This window comes from Leclercia sp. TB492, assembly GCF_049974505.2.
GTDB classification, from domain to species: Bacteria; Pseudomonadota; Gammaproteobacteria; order Enterobacterales; family Enterobacteriaceae; genus Enterobacter; species Enterobacter adecarboxylatus_C.
In genome coordinates this window covers 1,060,221-1,077,009 of sequence record NZ_CM127572.1, presented here as the reverse complement: position 1 = coordinate 1,077,009, position 16,789 = coordinate 1,060,221, and the positions used below count along the sequence as shown (strand labels likewise).

The window sequence follows — 16,789 nt, the reverse complement described above, 5'->3', positions numbered from 1 at the left end:
CCTTTTAACAGGCTGATAAGTGTATCTGAAAAGTGCGTAAACGGAACCAATTGCAGTAAGAGGTAAGATGAGAATTTTTCTCACCCGGGGACCCGGGTGAGAGAGGTGCGATTAGCCGAGGATCTTTTCCAGCTCTGCACGCACTTCAGCGACAGGCTTAGTGCCGTCGACTTTGGCGTATTTAGTGTTACCCGCCTGCGCTTCTTTGGAGTAGTAGCCGATCAGCGGCGCGGTCATCTGATGGTATTCCACCAGACGCTTACGCACGGTCTCTTCCTGATCGTCTTTGCGGGTGGTCAGCTCTTCGCCGGTCACGTCGTCTTTGCCTTCAACCTTAGGCGGGTTGAATTTGATGTGGTAAACGCGGCCGGAAGCGGCGTGTACGCGACGACCGATGATACGGTCAACGATCAGCTCGTCCGGTACGTCGAACTCCAGCACGTAGTCCACGTTGATGCCCGCTTCTTTCATGGCATCAGCCTGAGGAATGGTACGCGGGAAGCCGTCCAGCAGGAAACCGTTGCGGCAATCTTCCTGAGTAATGCGTTCTTTAACCAGAGCGATCACCAGCTCATCGGTTACCAGTTTGCCGGCGTCCATAATATCTTTCGCCTGTTTGCCCAGCTCGGAGCCAGATTTAACAGCGGCACGCAGCATGTCACCGGTAGAGATTTGCGGAATACCGTATTTCTCCATGATGAACTGAGCCTGAGTTCCTTTACCCGCGCCCGGAGCGCCAAGCAGAATAATACGCATTGCGAAAATCCCCTCAAAAGTTGGTTCAATTTTTCAAAAGCGCTAAACAATACCATCAGAACGGATGTGGCTCAAGGAAGGCGGGGAGGCTGAAACGGTTAATGAGGGGAATTTATTAGAGGGTGCGGGCTGTTGCCCTCACCCTACCCCTCTCCCACAGGGAGAGGGAACTTTTTCACCCTCTCCCTGTGGGAGAGGGCCGGGGTGAGGGGAAATTAAGCCAGCAGCAACGCATTCACGCGCTTGATGAACTGGTTTGGATCTTCCAGCGTGCCGCGCTCGGCCAGCAGGGACTGATCCAGCAGCAGTTCAACCCACTCGGCAAAGCGGGCGTCGTCCTGCGTCTCGGCCGCACGTTTCACCAGGGCGTGATCCGGGTTCAGCTCAAAGATGTACTTCACTTCCGGTACGCTCTGGCCCGCAGCGGCGAACAGCTTCGCCATCTGGGTGCTCATCTCGTCGGCTTCGGTGGTGACGATGGCCGGGGTATCGGTCAGACGGTGAGTGAAACGCACCTCTTTCACGCGATCGCCCAGATGGGTCTTCACGCGCTCAACGAAAGGCTCCAGCGCTTTTTCCGCCTCTTTGGCGGTTTCGTCCACTTCGTCAGCCAGCTTGTCGATAGACTCATCGGCTTTGGCAACGGACTGGAACGCTTTGCCGCTGAACTCGGTCAGGTAGTTCATCATCCACTCATCAATGCGATCGGAAAGCAGCAGCACTTCGATGCCTTTCTTACGCAGCAGCTCCAGGTGCGGGCTGCTCTTCGCCGCGGCATAGCTGTCGGCGGTGATGTAGTAGATTTTCTCCTGCCCTTCCTTCATGCGGGAGATGTACTCTTCCAGCGACACGGTCTGCTCGGAGGAGTCGTTATGGGTGGAGGCAAAGCGCAGCAGTTTGGCAATAGCTTCCACGTTAGATGAATCTTCCGCCGGGCCCTCTTTCAGCACCAGGCCGAACTGTTTCCAGAAGGTCTGGTATTTTTCCGCGTCGTCTTTCGCCAGCTTGTCCAGCATCTGCAGGGCACGTTTGCTCAGCGCAGTACGCAGGTTGCGGGTCACGGTACTGTCCTGCAGGATCTCACGGGAGACGTTCAGCGGCAGGTCGTTGGAGTCTATCAGACCACGCACAAAGCGCAGGTAGTTCGGCATGAACTGCTCGGCTTCGTCCATGATGAATACGCGCTGGACGTACAGCTTCAGGCCGTGCTTGTGATCGCGGTTCCACATATCCCATGGCGCCTGCGCCGGGATATAGAGCAGGCTGGTGTACTCCTGCTTCCCTTCCACGCGGTTGTGGCTCCAGGTCAGCGGATCGGTAAAGTCGTGGGCGATGTGTTTATAGAACTCGGTGTACTCTTCGTCTTTGATCTCAGACTTGTTGCGCGTCCACAGCGCCTGCGCCTTGTTGATCTTCTCCCAGGAAATAACGGTTTCGCCGTCCTGCTCTTCCTGTTTTTCGATCTCTACCGGCAGGGCGATATGGTCAGAGTATTTGCTGATGATAGAGCGCACGCGCCAGTCGTTGAGGAAATCGTCTTCCCCTTCGCGCAGGTGCAGGGTGATCTCGGTCCCGCGATCGGCTTTGGTGATATCCGCCACGGTGTATTCGCCTTCGCCGTGGGATTCCCAGAACACGCCGCTTTCAGCGCTTTCGCCTGCCGCACGGGTGCGCACGGTGACTTTATCCGCCACGATGAACGCCGAGTAGAAGCCGACGCCGAACTGGCCGATCAGTTGGCTGTCTTTCGCCTGATCGGAACCCATCGACTGCAGGAAGGCTTTGGTGCCGGATTTGGCGATGGTGCCGAGGTGGTCAATGGCTTCATCGCGGGTCATGCCGATGCCGTTGTCCGCGATGGTCAGGGTGCGGTTCTCTTTATCAAACGAGACGCGCACGCGCAGTTCGCCGTCACCTTCATACAGCTCTGGCTTCGACAGCGCGCGGAAACGCAGCTTGTCTGCCGCATCAGAGGCGTTAGAGATAAGCTCGCGCAGGAAGATTTCTTTATTGGAATAAAGAGAATGGATCATCAGGTGCAGAAGTTGTTTTACTTCTGACTGGAAACCGCGGGTTTCTTGTCCTTTCATACTAAGTCGACCTCAACAATGCCATTTAATGGGGTTTAAAAGCGTTGAGGGAGAGATGGGGATAAGCGAGAAGGTTTTCAAGCGGAGGCCACAGGTGCAGCCTCCGTTTGGTCAGAAAATAATCTTGTGACGTCCGGCCAGAGAGTGTGACAGCGTGGTGCCGTCCACCATCTCCAGCTCGCCGCCCACCGGAACGCCATGCGCGATACGGCTGGCGTCCACGCCGGACTCGGCGCACAGCTCGGCGATGTAGTTGGCGGTCGCCTCCCCTTCCACCGTTGGGTTGGTGGCGAGGATCACCTCAGAAATCGTTTCCGATTTCAGACGCTGTTCTAAACGGTCCAGACCGATATCATCCGGCCCGATACCGTCCAGCGGCGACAGGTGGCCCATCAGCACAAAATAGCGGCCGGAAAACTGCCCGGTCTGTTCGATGGCGTAGATGTCCGCAGGACTCTCCACCACGCAGATCTGACCGTTTTCCTGGCGGCGCGGATTGGCGCAGATGTTACACACCTCCTGCTCGGTAAAGGTGCGGCAGTCCGCACAGTGACCGATTTCTGACATGGCGCGGGTCAGGGCCTGCGCCAGACGCATGCCGCCGCTGCGATCGCGCTGCAGCAGGGTAAACGCCATGCGCTGCGCTGACTTAGGGCCTACGCCCGGCAGGCAGCGTAGCGCTTCCATTAACTGCGTGAGCAGCGGACTGGTTTGCATCAGAATGGCATCTTAAAGCCCGGTGGCAGCTGCATTCCGGAGGATACAGAAGCCATTTTCTCTTTCTGGGTTTCGTCGATACGGCGCGCAGCATCGTTGAATGCAGCGGCGACCAGATCTTCCAGCATATCTTTGTCGTCTTCGAGCAGGCTTGGGTCGATCTCCACGCGACGGCAGTTATGTGCGCCGTTGATGGTCACTTTGACCAGACCTGCGCCCGATTCGCCGGTGACTTCCATCTGCGCGATCTCTTCCTGCATCTTCTGCATTTTTTCCTGCATCTGCTGGGCCTGCTTCATCAGACCACCCAGACCGCCTTTACCACCAAACATAGGCTTCTCTCTTCTTTCACGTTAAAGATAACAACCGTAAGTCAGACTCACGATCAAATGGGTCGAATACTCTCTTCATCCAGTTCTGCATCAAAGTAACGCTGCAGGGTCTGAATGTTATTATCCGCGATAATCGACTCACGCGCCTGCGCGAGTTTCTCTTCATAAATGGCCTGGCGCCACTCCAGCGGCGTTCGCACCGCCGGATTATCATCTTCAATGATGGTCAATTCAACCGGCGCGCCCTGTAATGTGGAGAGTGCCTCAGTCAGCACCTGTTGCGCGCTCGCCGAGTTCAGGTGACGCTGGCCCGGCCGCAGATGCAGGCAGACCCGGTTGCCGTCCTGTTCACGCCAGGCGTTCAGGGCAACCTGCTCCACCAGCTTGGGCAGCTTCAGCTGACTGACCTCTGCCGCCCAGGCATCACGCTCAAGGGACTCCCCGGCCAGCTTGGCAGCCAGCTCCGGCGTCTTCTCATGCTCCAGCGCCTTTTTCAGCGCCTTCGGCGTGGCGACCTCCACCTTCACTTCTTCGACGACGGTGGTGGCTTTCCAGCGATAGGCCTCTTTCTTCGCCGGAGCCTGCGGCTCAGGCGTGGCCGAGGCAGAACGCGACTGTACGCGATCCGAGACCGAGGCCAGACGTTCAAGCGCGGCGTTATTTACCGGCCGCGCTCTTGCAGGCGCTGCCGGTTCACTCTTTTTTGGTTTGGTTGCTCCCTGCGCGCGTTGCAACTGACTGCGGGCGGCGAGCACCGAACTGGTGGCATCCGACAGCGGCGCATCGTGGCGCGGCGGTGGAGGCGCACTCTGCTGCGCGGGCACCTGCGGCGGCGTGAGCACTGCCGTTGGCGCGACTGGCGCAAACGACGGCTGCTGCACCTCGGGCTCCGGCAGAGGCATGCGCGGATGGAACGCCAGCGCGCGCAACAGGGTCATTTCAACCCCCATACGTCGGTCGGGGGCAAACGGCAGCTCTTTACGGCCGATTAACAGGGTCTGATAGTAGAGCTGCACGTCCGTCGGCGGAATGGTTCGCGCCAGTTCGCGCATCCGCTGTTCAATCGCGGCCATGTCCGGACCCAGCGCCGCCGGGGAGAGCTGCACCATCGCAATGCGGTGCAGCAGGCTGAGCATCTCAACCAGCAGGGCTTCCCACTCGATGCCGCGTGACGCCGAGGCGTTAATCAGCGCCATCACCCGCTCGCCGTTGGCCTCGACCACCGCCTCAATCAGCGACAGGGCCTGATCGTCGTCCAGGGTGCCGAGCATGGTGCTGACCGCAAGCGTGGTCAGCTGTCCGTCGCCGCTGGCAATCGCCTGATCGGTGAGACTGAGAGCATCGCGCAGGCTGCCGTCGGCGGCACGCGCCAACAGCTGCAGGGCACGCGGTTCGTGCGCCACCTGCTCTTCATTCAGAATATGTTCGAGCTGATCGCGGATCTGCCCGACGTCCAGCGCCTTCAGATGGAACTGCAGGCAGCGGGATAAGATGGTCACCGGCAGTTTTTGCGGATCGGTGGTCGCCAGCAGGAATTTGACATGTGCAGGCGGCTCTTCCAGCGTCTTCAGCAGGGCGTTAAAGCTGTGGCGCGACAGCATGTGCACTTCATCGATCAGATAGACCTTGAAGCGGCCACGCGCCGGGGCGTACTGGACGTTATCCAGCAGATCGCGGGTATCTTCGACTTTGGTGCGCGAGGCGGCATCGATCTCAATCAGATCGACAAAGCGCCCCTGCTCGATTTCACGGCAGTTATCGCACACGCCGCACGGCGTGGCGGTGATCCCGCTTTCGCAGTTGAGGCCTTTCGCCAGCAAACGGGCGATAGAGGTTTTACCGACGCCACGGGTGCCGGAAAAAAGATAGGCGTGATGGATACGTCCTAGCGATAAGCCGTTCGCCAGGGCGGTCAGCACATGTTCCTGGCCGACAACGTCAGCAAAGGTTTGGGGTCGCCATTTACGGGCTAACACCTGATAACTCATGGGCAGGCTCTGCAACGCTGGAAGGTGGATATTCAGGGGGGTAATGCTAACACAACCTCACCCGTTGGGCGAGGTTGCGGGCGGGGGATTAATGTCCCGGGAAAGGCACGAGGCTGTAGCTGGTGATGCCCTGTTTATCCAGGCGCTGTTCGCCACCCAGATCGAACAGGTTGATGATGAAGGCCGCATCGGTCACTTCGCCACCCAGACGACGGATCAGCTTCACGGTCGCCTCAATGGTGCCGCCGGTTGCCAGCAGATCGTCAACCACCAGCACTTTGTCGCCAGGCTTGATCGCATCAATGTGGATCTCAAGCTGATCGGTGCCGTACTCCAGCTCGTAGCTCTCGGCGATGGTTTCACGCGGCAGTTTGCGCGGCTTACGCACCGGCACAAAACCAACGCCCATTGCCAGCGCTACCGGAGCGCCAAACAGGAAGCCGCGGGCTTCGGTGCCGACAACTTTGGTGATCCCGGCGTTTTTATAACGCTCGACCAGCAGTTCAATGCTGAGCGCATACGCTTTCGGGTCTTCCAGCAAGCTGGTGACATCACGGAAAAGAATGCCAGGCTTCGGATAGTCCTGGATGCTTTTGATGCTGTTTTTAAGGTATTCAAGCTGCTGCGCAGTTGCGGTCATAAATGGATGCCTGATGAAAACGGTGTTACTCACGGAGCGGATAGAGTATTGGTCAAAGTAACAATTGTTTAACCTTTGACCAGGCGTGCCCGTGCTCGAAAACGGTCGAATTTACTGGCTGCGCACAAGAATTGCAACAGCCAGTCAGCGGATTATTGCTTTTGTTGCTTTTCATCAACTACGGGGATCCGCCACATGAAAATCAGCAGGCAAGAGAGGATCGCCAGCAGCAGGATCCGCACCCACATGATTTTTACCATCCATAATGAGAAGGCGAAGGTCACGAGGATCACCGCAATAGCCCGCGGCTTGGTCCCGGGCGGCATGGCACGGTACTGTTGCCAGTGGCGCAGATAGCCGCCAAACCATGAGCGGTACAGTAGCCAGTGGTGAAAACGCGGCGAGGAGCGGGCGAAGCACCAGGCCGCCAGCAATATAAAGGGCGTGGTCGGCAGAAGGGGTAAAACGACGCCCAGCGTGCCGAGCACTACCGCAAGCCAGCCAATGATGATTAAAATAGTACGCTGCATAATGCGAATCGTTATCAAACTGAACGGCTACTGTACCACTGGAGAGCGGATTGAAAACAGCCTTGCTTTTACAGACGCTGCAAAATCAGCTGACGGCCCTGCGAACCCAGGCCGCCCCTCTGATGCAGCACGCCACCCTGAAGCCGCGTTTTGACCGGCAGCTGTTCCGCACCCGCAGCACCCTCATTAAAGATTATCTGGATGAAGCCCAGCACAATCTGGATGAGCTGGGTCACGCGGTGGAGAAAGCGCAAACGGAGCAGGTCAACTGGCTGGCTACCCATCTGGCGGAACAGATCGCCGCCCTGCACCGGGAGATCGCCGCCTGGCCTTTACGGGTCTGGGACAGCCCTTCTGCGGGAGCGACAAAATGGCAGCGCAAGCGCCTGGAGCATCAGGAGTTTGAGCGGCGGCTGTGTGAGATGAAGTCTGAACGCGAGACGCGGCTGAACCAGGCCGAAACGCTGGAAGAGCAGCAGATGCTGATGCGCGAAATTACCGCGCTGGAGGGGCGGCTGGAACGCTGTCGTAAGGCACTGGATGATATTGAGCGCGTGATTGCGCGTCTGACCCGTTAACAGGAGTAGTGTGTGTCACTGGAAAACGCCCCCGATGAAATAAAGCTGGCCGTGGATCTGATCATGTTGCTGGAGAATCATGCGATCCCGGCCGAGACGGTGCTGAAGGCGCTGGAGATTGTGAAGCGGGATTTTGAGGGGAAAATCCCCTCTCCCCTGCCCTCTCCCTGAAAAGGGAGAGGGCCAGATCAAGGGGTAATGTTACGCCGGCGTCGGGTCATCACCCTTCACTTCACGTTTCACTTCCGTATGTTCGTCACCCTTCTCGTTGCGCAGATGCACTTCAAGCTGGTTGAACGCGATGTTGATGTTATTTTCCCGGCACAGACGCTCGATGGTGCGGTTCAGTTCATCAACCGTGTAGCTGCGGTCACGCAGTTCACGTACGTACAGACGCAGTTCATGATCCAGCGTGCTCGGCCCGAAGGTGGTGAAGAACACGGCTGGCTCCGGATCGTGCATCACTTTCGGGTGGTCCATCGCCGCTTTCAGCAGCACTTTTTTCACCGCATCCAGATCGGAGCCGTAGGCTACGCCCAGACGGATCACCACGCGGGTGATGGTGTCGGAGAGCGACCAGTTGATCAACCGCTCGGTCACGAAGGCTTTATTCGGGATAATCACCTCTTTGCGATCGAAGTCGGTGATGGTGGTCGCACGGATACGGATCTTGCTGACGGTTCCCGAGAAGGTGCCGATAGTCACGGTATCGCCAATACGCACCGGACGTTCGAACAGGATAATCAGACCCGAAACGAAGTTACCGAAGATCTCCTGCAAACCGAACCCGAGACCGACCGACAGGGCCGCCGCCAGCCACTGCAGTTTATCCCACGAAACCCCGAGCGAACCGAAGACGGTCATCGCCCCGGCTACCAGAATCACATAGTTGAGGATGGTGGTGATGGCGTACGAGGCCCCCTGGCGCATATTCAGGCGCGAGAGCACCAGCACTTCCAGCAGGCCAGGCAGGTTGCGGATCAAGGCCCAGGCCACCATCGACGAGACCAGCGCAAACAGCAGGCTGCCCATGGTGACGTTTTTCACCACCGCCGCACCCGCTTCGGTGCCGTTGTAGTGCCACAGGGTAATGCTGTCGAGATAGGCAAAGACGGTGATTAAATCAGACCAGATGGCCCAGAACATCACGCCGAACAGGGCGATCATCACCAGCATGGTGATACGCAGCGTCTGCTGGTTCACCTGCTCCAGAGCGATGGTCGGCTCCTCCTGCGGCTCAGCGCCTTCCGCCCCCTCTTTCACCATATTCTGCCGACGCGCCAGGGCGCGGCGATAGGCGATGCGACGAGCGGCAACGCTCAGCCCGCGCAGGACGGTCTGGTACAGCAGGTTCCAGAGGATCACCAGATAGACGGTTTCAATCCAGCGACCCGACAGACGCAGGGTGGTATAGAAATAGCCGGTGGCCGTCAGCACCATCAGCGCCAGCGGGATAATGGACAGCACGGTGACCGTCGCCAGGCGGATAGCGTGCGACTCTTTATCGCGCCAGCTGTCACGGCACATCGGCCACATCAGGACGCTGATCAGCAGCAGATTCAGCAGAATGACGAACTGACCCAGCACGTCGTCCATCAGATGCAGTGGGGAGAGTTCCGCCACCACCGACCAGAAGTGCAGCGGCAACAGCGCCAGGCTAATGCGCACAATCTGGCGTCGCCAGTGGCTGGTGAGCTGGGCAGGCATATTGAAGTGGCTTACCGCCACGCCGTCTTTCTCCAGCACTTTCCAGCACAGGCCAAACACTAGCCAGAACAGCGCCAGTTTTTTACTGAAGGCCCACAGCAGATCGCTGACGTTGAGCTGCATGGTGAGCAGGATCAGCCCCGCAGCCAGAATCAACAGGCAGACCGGCAGGGCGCGGATCAGATCGATTAGAATGGCTTTCGGCGTATGAAGCTGGCTGTCATTACGCAACTGCCCCACTTCATTCGCCAGCTTCGCCTGGTACTTTTTCAGCCAGCCGAGACGCCAGCGGATTAACCCGGCAATCAGCAACAGCGGCAGGCCCGCCAGGAAGGCAAAGGCCACCGCCGGACCGGCTTTTTCCCAGTTAACGGTAATTTTCATCCCTTTAATCTGGTCTTTCAGCATACCCGGGAAGGATTTGATCCAGTCCCAGTCCATCGGCTTGTTGCTGTTTACCCAGAAGATCTGCTGGGTGAGGATCTCCTGCAGGCTTTTGGAGACGCTCACCAGCTGCTGCTGGTTGATCTGCAGGTTAATGGCCATCATCAGCTGATTGCCCAGCTGTTTATTCAGCTGGTCGAGCAGCTCGCGGCGCATATCCACGACCTGCAGCAGCGCATCGTGAACTTCACCATTCACCTCGCTGCTGTGCCCCTCTTCCACTTTCGCAACAAAGGCATCGCTCTGGAACAGGGCGTCGCGCTGCTGGTTGACCTCAAACTGTTCCAGGCGCAGATCCGCAATGCGGTTGGTCATATCCTCCAGCTCATCGGCGGAAGGTAAGGTCTGCTGTTGCTGATAAAGGATACGCGACAGCAGCAGACTGCCTTTCAGGACGGCAATCTGCTCTTTGATGTTGCGTTCAGACTGCAGGGCACGATCCAGCCAGTTTTTGACTTTGATGTTCTGCTGAACCAGTGAGTTACCGTTTTCGGTGGCGGTAATCAAACGCTGGCTGAGCTGATGGTTCATATCCAGCTCCTGCTTCACCAGCGGATTTTCCTGGATACGCGCGGTTTCGTCCGGGTTAACGGCCTCCTGCGCGGTTTTCTCCGTCAGGGTCAGTCGCTTGCTGTTGACCGCCTCCTGCAACAGCTGCAGCTGATGCTCCAGACGGTTGATGTTGGCGGTGACATAGTCGCGCTGTTTTTGCAGGGTATCCTGCAGCACGGTGTTGCCTTCCAGACTCTTACGCTGCTGTTCAATCTGCGCATTCAGCAGCTGCTGCTGCGCCAGCAGTAACGTTTGCTGCGTGGGACGTAACGCCGCCTCACCCGCGGAAGTCCCGTTCAGACGATTGCGGATCTGCTGCAGCTGCTGAGACGCGGTGTACATCGCATTCTGCACGCGCTCCGGCTGAGTTTGCAGAGATACCAGCTGGCTATTGTAGGTGGCGAGATCGCTTTGCGCAGTTTGTAAATCGTCGAGCAGTTGCGCCACGCGCAGTTCCAGCTGACGCAGGGACAGGGTCGCCAGTGTTTTGCGGGTTTCCGCATCGTTATCGACATCGCCCAGCGCGTTGAGGCTCTCGGTCGCCTTGCGCATCGTTTCCGGTGCCTGAGCCACCTTCTGGCGTAACTGCGTGGTTTCGGCTTTGACCCGCTCGAGCTTGTCGACGGTCTCCAGGGTTTCCGTCAGATCCTGCTGAACCAGCTTGTCCTGCGGAGTGAGCTCTTTCTGTTTGCTCAGGGCATCAAGCTGGCTCTGGATATCTGCCCGCGTTGGCGTGTCGTTGCTATTATCGGCACGCGCCAACGCAGCCGGTGAAGCCATCAATGCGAAAAAGAAAACCAGAATAAATGCCAGGAGAGGATGCTGTTTGCGTGTGTAGTGCAACATAGTTATGTGTAATTCGTGTGATGAATGACGAAAAAAGACCGGCGTGAAGAATATCACGGCAATCGGGTGCAAAATAGCATCAACTGTCGGCTCCTGGACAATTCCTGGGAGTCAGGCCGGGAGCGACTCTGGCTGCGCGCGCAGCGTCGGGCAGAACTGGTACATCTCCAGCAGGATGGCCACGTAATCACGAGCTTCCCGTTGCAGATCAAAAGACTGGGGGGCAAAAAGCCAGTTTTCCATAATGCCGGAAATATAGCTGCGCATCAGGATAGCGGCGCGACGGGTCAGCAAATTAGCGGGCAACATTTTAGCTTTAATACAATGCATCAGGGTCTGTTCAATACGGTCGTAACTTTCCAGACATAAACTGCGCTGTGCCTGTTGCACAACGGCCATTTCCCCGACAAACTCGCATTTGTGGAAAATGATCTCCATCATCAGGCGGCGACGCTCTTCAATAACAGTCGCCTCAAGGATATAGACCAGAATCTCTCTTAAAACTGAGAGTGGATCGTCGGGGAATTTTGCCCGATACTCAGTCTCGAGATCTCCAATACTGGATTCTGAAAGCTCCCAAATTTCACCAAATAAATCTGACTTATTTTTGAAATGCCAGTAAATCGCTCCCCGGGTTACCCCAGCCGCCTGAGCAATATGTGCCAGCGAAGTGGAAGAGACCCCCTGTTGCGAAAACAAGCGCAAAGCAACATCAAGGATGTGCTGGCGTGTCGCAAGTGCTTGTTGTTTGGTTTTTCGTGCCATACCTTGGTGAATTTACAGGAGTCAGATTTACATACATTTATGAATGTATGTACCATAGCACGACGATAATATAAACGCAGCAATGGGTTTGTGGACGCGTGATCCATTGATCAATTTGAAATCGGAAACTCGAGGTTTACATATGAACAAAAACAGAGGGTTAACGCCTCTGGCGATCGTTCTGATGCTCTCAGGCAGCTTAGCGCTTACAGGATGTGACGAAAAACAGGCTCAACAAGGGGCTCAGCAGGTGCCAGAAGTTGGCGTCGTGACGCTCAAATCCGAACCTCTCCAGATAACAACAGAATTACCCGGCCGAACCAGCGCTTACCGCATTGCTGAAGTGCGTCCACAGGTGAGTGGCATCATCCTGAAACGTAATTTTACGGAAGGTGGTGATGTTAAAGCAGGTGATTCTCTGTATCAGATTGATCCCGCTACCTATCAGGCTAATTACGAAAGTGCAAAAGGCGATCTGGCTAAAGCCCAGGCTGCGGCAAAAATTGCCCAGCTGACCGTCAGCCGTTATCAGAAACTGTTGGGTACCCAGTACATCAGCCAACAGGAATACGATAGCGCCCAGGCAGATGCTCAACAGGCTAACGCCGCCGTTACCGCTGCGAAAGCCGCGGTAGAAACTGCACGCATTAACCTGGCCTATACCAAAGTGACCTCGCCTATCAGCGGTCGCATTGGTAAATCGTCAGTGACCGAAGGTGCCCTGGTGCAGAGCGGCCAGACCAACGCGCTGGCTACCGTGCAGCAGCTTGATCCGATCTATGTCGATGTTACCCAGTCGAGCAATGATTTCCTGCGTCTGAAACAGGAGCTGGAGAACGGCACCCTGAAGCAGGAAAATGGCAAAGCGAAAGTGGAACTGGTCACCAGCGACGGTATTAAGTTCCCACAGGCCGGCAGCCTCGAGTTCTCTGACGTGACGGTCGATCAGACCACCGGTTCTATCACCCTGCGTGCCATCTTCCCGAACCCGAACCATACGCTGTTACCGGGTATGTTCGTTCGTGCAAGCCTGGAAGAAGGGACTAACCCAACCGCACTGCTGGTTCCACAGCAGGGTGTGACCCGTACGCCGCGCGGCGATGCCAGTGCAATGGTTATTGGCGCTGAAGACAAAGTCGAAGTCCGTCAGATCACCGCCACCCAGGCGATTGGTGACAAATGGCTGGTCACTGACGGTCTGAAAGATGGCGATCGCGTCATCATTACCGGTTTACAAAAAGTTCGCCCGGGCGCCCAGGTTAAAGCGCAAGAGGTCAAGTCTGACAATCAACAACAAGCCTCCGCAGGCGGCCAGTCAGAACAACCTAAGTCTTAACTTAAACAGGAGCCGTTAAGACATGCCTAATTTCTTTATCGATCGCCCCATTTTTGCGTGGGTGATCGCCATAATCATCATGCTAGCCGGGGGACTTGCGATCCTGAAGCTGCCTGTCGCGCAATATCCAACCATTGCGCCGCCAGCAATTTCAATCGCCGCAACCTACCCTGGGGCTGATGCCAAAACGGTGCAGGACACCGTAACCCAGGTTATCGAACAGAACATGAACGGTATCGATAACCTGATGTACATGTCCTCCAACAGTGACTCAACCGGTACGGTGCAGATCACGCTGACCTTTGAGTCCGGTACAGATGCGGATATCGCTCAGGTTCAGGTGCAGAACAAACTGCAGCTGGCGATGCCGTTACTGCCGCAGGAAGTACAACAGCAGGGCGTGAGCGTGGAGAAATCCTCCAGTAGCTTCCTGATGGTTGTCGGCGTTATCAACACCAACGGCACCATGACGCAGGAGGATATTTCCGACTACGTGGGCGCCAACATGAAGGATGCCATCAGCCGTACTTCAGGCGTGGGTGACGTGCAGCTGTTCGGTTCCCAGTACGCGATGCGTATCTGGATGGATCCGAACAAACTGAACAACTTCCAGCTGACGCCGGTAGACGTGATCACCGCCATCAAAGCGCAGAACGCCCAGGTTGCAGCCGGTCAGTTAGGCGGTACGCCGCCGGTTAAAGGCCAGCAGCTTAACGCCTCGATCATCGCGCAGACCCGTCTGACCTCAGCAGATGAGTTCAGTAAAATTCTGCTGAAAGTGAATCCGGACGGTTCACAGGTTCGCCTGCGTGACGTTGCGAAGGTGGAGCTGGGCGGTGAAAACTACGACGTTATCGCCAAATTTAACGGCCAGCCGGCTTCCGGTCTGGGGATTAAACTGGCGACCGGCGCTAATGCCCTGGATACAGCAACAGCGATCCGTGCCGAACTGAAGAAAATGGAACCTTTCTTCCCGTCAGGTCTGAAAATCGTTTACCCGTATGACACCACGCCGTTCGTTAAGATCTCGATTCACGAAGTAGTGAAAACGCTGGTCGAAGCGATCATCCTGGTATTCATCGTGATGTATCTGTTCCTGCAAAACTTCCGCGCGACGCTGATCCCTACCATTGCCGTTCCGGTCGTTCTGTTGGGTACCTTTGCGATACTGTCGATCTTTGGCTATTCGATAAACACCCTGACGATGTTCGGGATGGTACTGGCGATAGGCTTGCTGGTGGATGACGCCATCGTGGTGGTGGAAAACGTCGAGCGTGTGATGTCCGAAGAGGGGCTGCCGCCGAAGGAAGCCACCCGTAAGTCGATGGGTCAGATCCAGGGCGCACTGGTCGGTATCGCGATGGTGCTGTCCGCCGTATTTATCCCGATGGCCTTCTTCGGTGGCTCTACCGGTGCGATTTATCGTCAGTTCTCCATCACTATCGTCTCGGCAATGGCCCTGTCGGTACTGGTTGCGTTGATCCTGACCCCGGCACTGTGCGCCACCATGCTGAAACCGGTAGCCAAAGGCGATCACGGCGAAGGCAAAAAAGGCTTCTTCGGCTGGTTTAACCGCATGTTCGATAAGAGCACGCATCACTACACCGACAGCGTGGGCAATATCCTGCGCAGCACCGGTCGTTATCTGCTGCTCTATATCATCATCGTGGTCGGTATGGCGTACCTGTTTGTTCGTCTGCCAAGCTCCTTCCTGCCGGACGAAGACCAGGGCGTATTCCTGACCATGGCCCAGCTGCCAGCAGGCGCATCCCAGGAACGTACCCAGAAAGTGCTGGATGAGGTGACGGATTACTACCTCACTAAAGAGAAAGCCAACGTTGAATCGGTGTTTGCGGTTAACGGCTTTGGTTTTGCGGGTCGTGGCCAGAACACCGGTATTGCCTTCGTTTCTCTGAAAGACTGGGCTGAGCGTCCGGGCGAAGAGAATAAAGTTGAAGCCATTACTGGCCGTGCGATGGGCACCTTCTCGCAGATTAAAGATGCGATGGTCTTTGCCTTTAACCTGCCAGCGATCGTCGAGCTGGGTACGGCAACTGGCTTTGACTTCCAGCTTATCGACCAGGGCGGTCTGGGCCATGAAAAACTGACTCAGGCGCGTAACCAGCTGTTTGGTGAGGTGGCAAAACATCCTGAGCTGCTGGTGGGCGTGCGTCCTAACGGCCTGGAAGATACGCCGCAGTTTAAAGTGGATATCGATCAGGAAAAAGCACAGGCGCTGGGCGTCTCTATCAGTGACATCAATACCACGCTGGGCGCAGCCTGGGGCGGTAGCTACGTCAACGACTTCATCGACCGCGGTCGCGTGAAGAAGGTGTACGTGATGTCTGAAGCGCAATACCGTATGTTGCCGAACGATATCAATAACTGGTACGTCCGCGGCAGTAACGGGCAGATGGTGCCATTCGCCGCCTTCTCCACCTCACGCTGGGAATATGGCTCACCGCGTCTGGAACGTTACAACGGTCTGCCATCGATGGAGATCCTCGGTCAGGCGGCACCGGGCAGAAGTACCGGTGAGGCCATGAACCTGATGGAAGAGCTGGCGGGTAAACTGCCAGCAGGCATCGGCTACGACTGGACGGGGATGTCCTATCAGGAACGTCTGTCCGGCAACCAGGCCCCTGCCCTGTATGCCATCTCCCTGATCGTGGTATTCCTGTGTCTGGCAGCGCTGTATGAGAGCTGGTCTATTCCGTTCTCCGTTATGCTGGTTGTACCGCTGGGGGTCATTGGCGCCCTGTTGGCAGCCACGTTCCGTGGCCTCGGTAATGACGTTTACTTCCAGGTGGGCCTGCTGACAACCATTGGCTTGTCGGCGAAGAACGCGATATTGATCGTGGAATTCGCCAAGGATCTGATGGATAAAGAGGGCAAAGGGCTGATTGAAGCGACGCTAGAGGCGGTCCGTATGCGTCTGCGTCCGATTCTGATGACCTCCCTGGCGTTTATCCTCGGGGTTATGCCTCTGGTAATCAGTTCGGGTGCAGGCTCCGGTTCACAGAACGCCGTAGGTACTGGCGTAATGGGCGGGATGGTTACCGCAACCGTACTGGCTATCTTCTTTGTTCCGGTATTCTTTGTGGTAGTACGTCGCCGTTTCAGCCGTAAAAACGACGATATCGAACACAAACATTCGGTGTAAGAGACCAGCATCCTGCTGTTAACAGCTAAAAAGGCCGCTAATGCGGCCTTTTTTTTGGCAATTGAAAATCATAAAATAAGCTTATTGGCGGTTTATATATTTTATGTCACCTTTAAACGACTTATCATATTTAGCCCATTCTTCTTACACAAACTCTCAAATTGTTGCGCGGCTTCTTAGTTATTAAGAGTATTCCTGGTGTTTTTTTGTATATGATCGCGCCTGGTAGCGATTATAGAAACGGTAGAAAAATGTTGCCTGCTGATAAGAGCGCTCCGCCTCGGGATAAAACAATATATAACATAGTGCTCGGGAAACCCTTTAAGATGCTGCGTAATTGTAATT

The 16,789-nt window shown here is 56.2% G+C and carries 13 protein-coding genes and 1 other annotated feature; of the genes, 4 read left to right on the top strand and 9 right to left on the bottom strand.

Annotated elements, in window-relative coordinates; translation table 11 throughout:
* Window positions 1–111: 111 nt before the first annotated feature.
* From adk to ACP4QI_RS04945, 7 genes are all read right to left on the bottom strand, one after another.
* Window positions 112–756 (bottom strand): adenylate kinase, encoded by a 645-nt coding sequence (gene adk, locus ACP4QI_RS04975; RefSeq protein WP_106992193.1) that lies wholly within the window; start codon window positions 754–756, stop codon window positions 112–114.
* Between the two features lie 215 nt (window positions 757–971).
* On the bottom strand, window positions 972–2,846 hold the full coding sequence (gene htpG, locus ACP4QI_RS04970) for a molecular chaperone HtpG (protein ID WP_426495132.1): 1,875 nt from the start codon (window positions 2,844–2,846) through the stop codon (window positions 972–974).
* A gap of 111 nt (window positions 2,847–2,957) precedes the next feature.
* A complete protein-coding gene (recR, locus tag ACP4QI_RS04965; protein WP_142488473.1) occupies window positions 2,958–3,563 on the bottom strand; it encodes a recombination mediator RecR in 606 nt (201 codons plus the stop codon).
* A complete protein-coding gene (locus tag ACP4QI_RS04960; protein WP_032616874.1) occupies window positions 3,563–3,895 on the bottom strand; it encodes a YbaB/EbfC family nucleoid-associated protein in 333 nt (110 codons plus the stop codon). Before ACP4QI_RS04960 ends, recR begins: the two co-directional genes overlap by 1 nt.
* Before the next feature lie 53 nt (window positions 3,896–3,948).
* On the bottom strand, window positions 3,949–5,883 hold the full coding sequence (gene dnaX, locus ACP4QI_RS04955; RefSeq protein ID WP_285111497.1) for a DNA polymerase III subunit gamma/tau: 1,935 nt from the start codon (window positions 5,881–5,883) through the stop codon (window positions 3,949–3,951).
* Window positions 4,555–4,619, bottom strand: a sequence feature (DnaX frameshifting element). Its footprint overlaps the gene before it by 65 nt.
* Window positions 5,884–5,971: 88 nt before the next feature.
* Window positions 5,972–6,523 (bottom strand): adenine phosphoribosyltransferase, encoded by a 552-nt coding sequence (gene apt, locus ACP4QI_RS04950; RefSeq protein ID WP_142488471.1) that lies wholly within the window; start codon window positions 6,521–6,523, stop codon window positions 5,972–5,974.
* A 152-nt stretch (window positions 6,524–6,675) separates the two neighbouring features.
* Window positions 6,676–7,053: a DUF454 family protein gene (locus ACP4QI_RS04945; protein ID WP_426495133.1), complete on the bottom strand. Its 378-nt coding sequence runs from the start codon at window positions 7,051–7,053 to the stop codon at window positions 6,676–6,678.
* Window positions 7,054–7,103: 50 nt separating this feature from the next.
* Between ACP4QI_RS04945 and priC the strand changes: the two genes are divergently transcribed.
* Window positions 7,104–7,631: a primosomal replication protein N'' gene (gene priC / locus ACP4QI_RS04940; RefSeq protein WP_142488469.1), complete on the top strand. Its 528-nt coding sequence runs from the start codon at window positions 7,104–7,106 to the stop codon at window positions 7,629–7,631.
* A 12-nt stretch (window positions 7,632–7,643) separates the two neighbouring features.
* The gene (gene rsmS, locus ACP4QI_RS04935; protein WP_142488468.1) at window positions 7,644–7,802 is read left to right on the top strand and encodes a pleiotropic regulatory protein RsmS; all 159 of its coding nucleotides are present in this window, start codon (window positions 7,644–7,646) and stop codon (window positions 7,800–7,802) included.
* Between the two features lie 30 nt (window positions 7,803–7,832).
* Here the strand turns inward: rsmS and mscK are convergent, their stop codons facing one another.
* Complete coding sequence (gene mscK / locus ACP4QI_RS04930; RefSeq protein WP_142488467.1) at window positions 7,833–11,180, bottom strand: mechanosensitive channel MscK; 3,348 nt, start codon at window positions 11,178–11,180, stop codon at window positions 7,833–7,835.
* A 111-nt stretch (window positions 11,181–11,291) separates the two neighbouring features.
* Entirely contained in the window at window positions 11,292–11,945 is a 654-nt protein-coding gene (acrR, locus tag ACP4QI_RS04925) for a multidrug efflux transporter transcriptional repressor AcrR (protein ID WP_142488466.1), read from the bottom strand.
* Between the two features lie 142 nt (window positions 11,946–12,087).
* On the opposite strand from acrR, the gene acrA reads away from it, so the two are divergent.
* Both acrA and acrB read left to right on the top strand, forming a co-directional pair.
* Complete coding sequence (acrA, locus tag ACP4QI_RS04920; RefSeq protein ID WP_142488465.1) at window positions 12,088–13,281, top strand: multidrug efflux RND transporter periplasmic adaptor subunit AcrA; 1,194 nt, start codon at window positions 12,088–12,090, stop codon at window positions 13,279–13,281.
* A 22-nt stretch (window positions 13,282–13,303) separates the two neighbouring features.
* Window positions 13,304–16,444, top strand: coding sequence for a multidrug efflux RND transporter permease subunit AcrB (gene acrB / locus ACP4QI_RS04915; protein WP_142488464.1), 3,141 nt, complete (start codon window positions 13,304–13,306; stop codon window positions 16,442–16,444).
* Window positions 16,445–16,789: the final 345 nt, after the last annotated feature.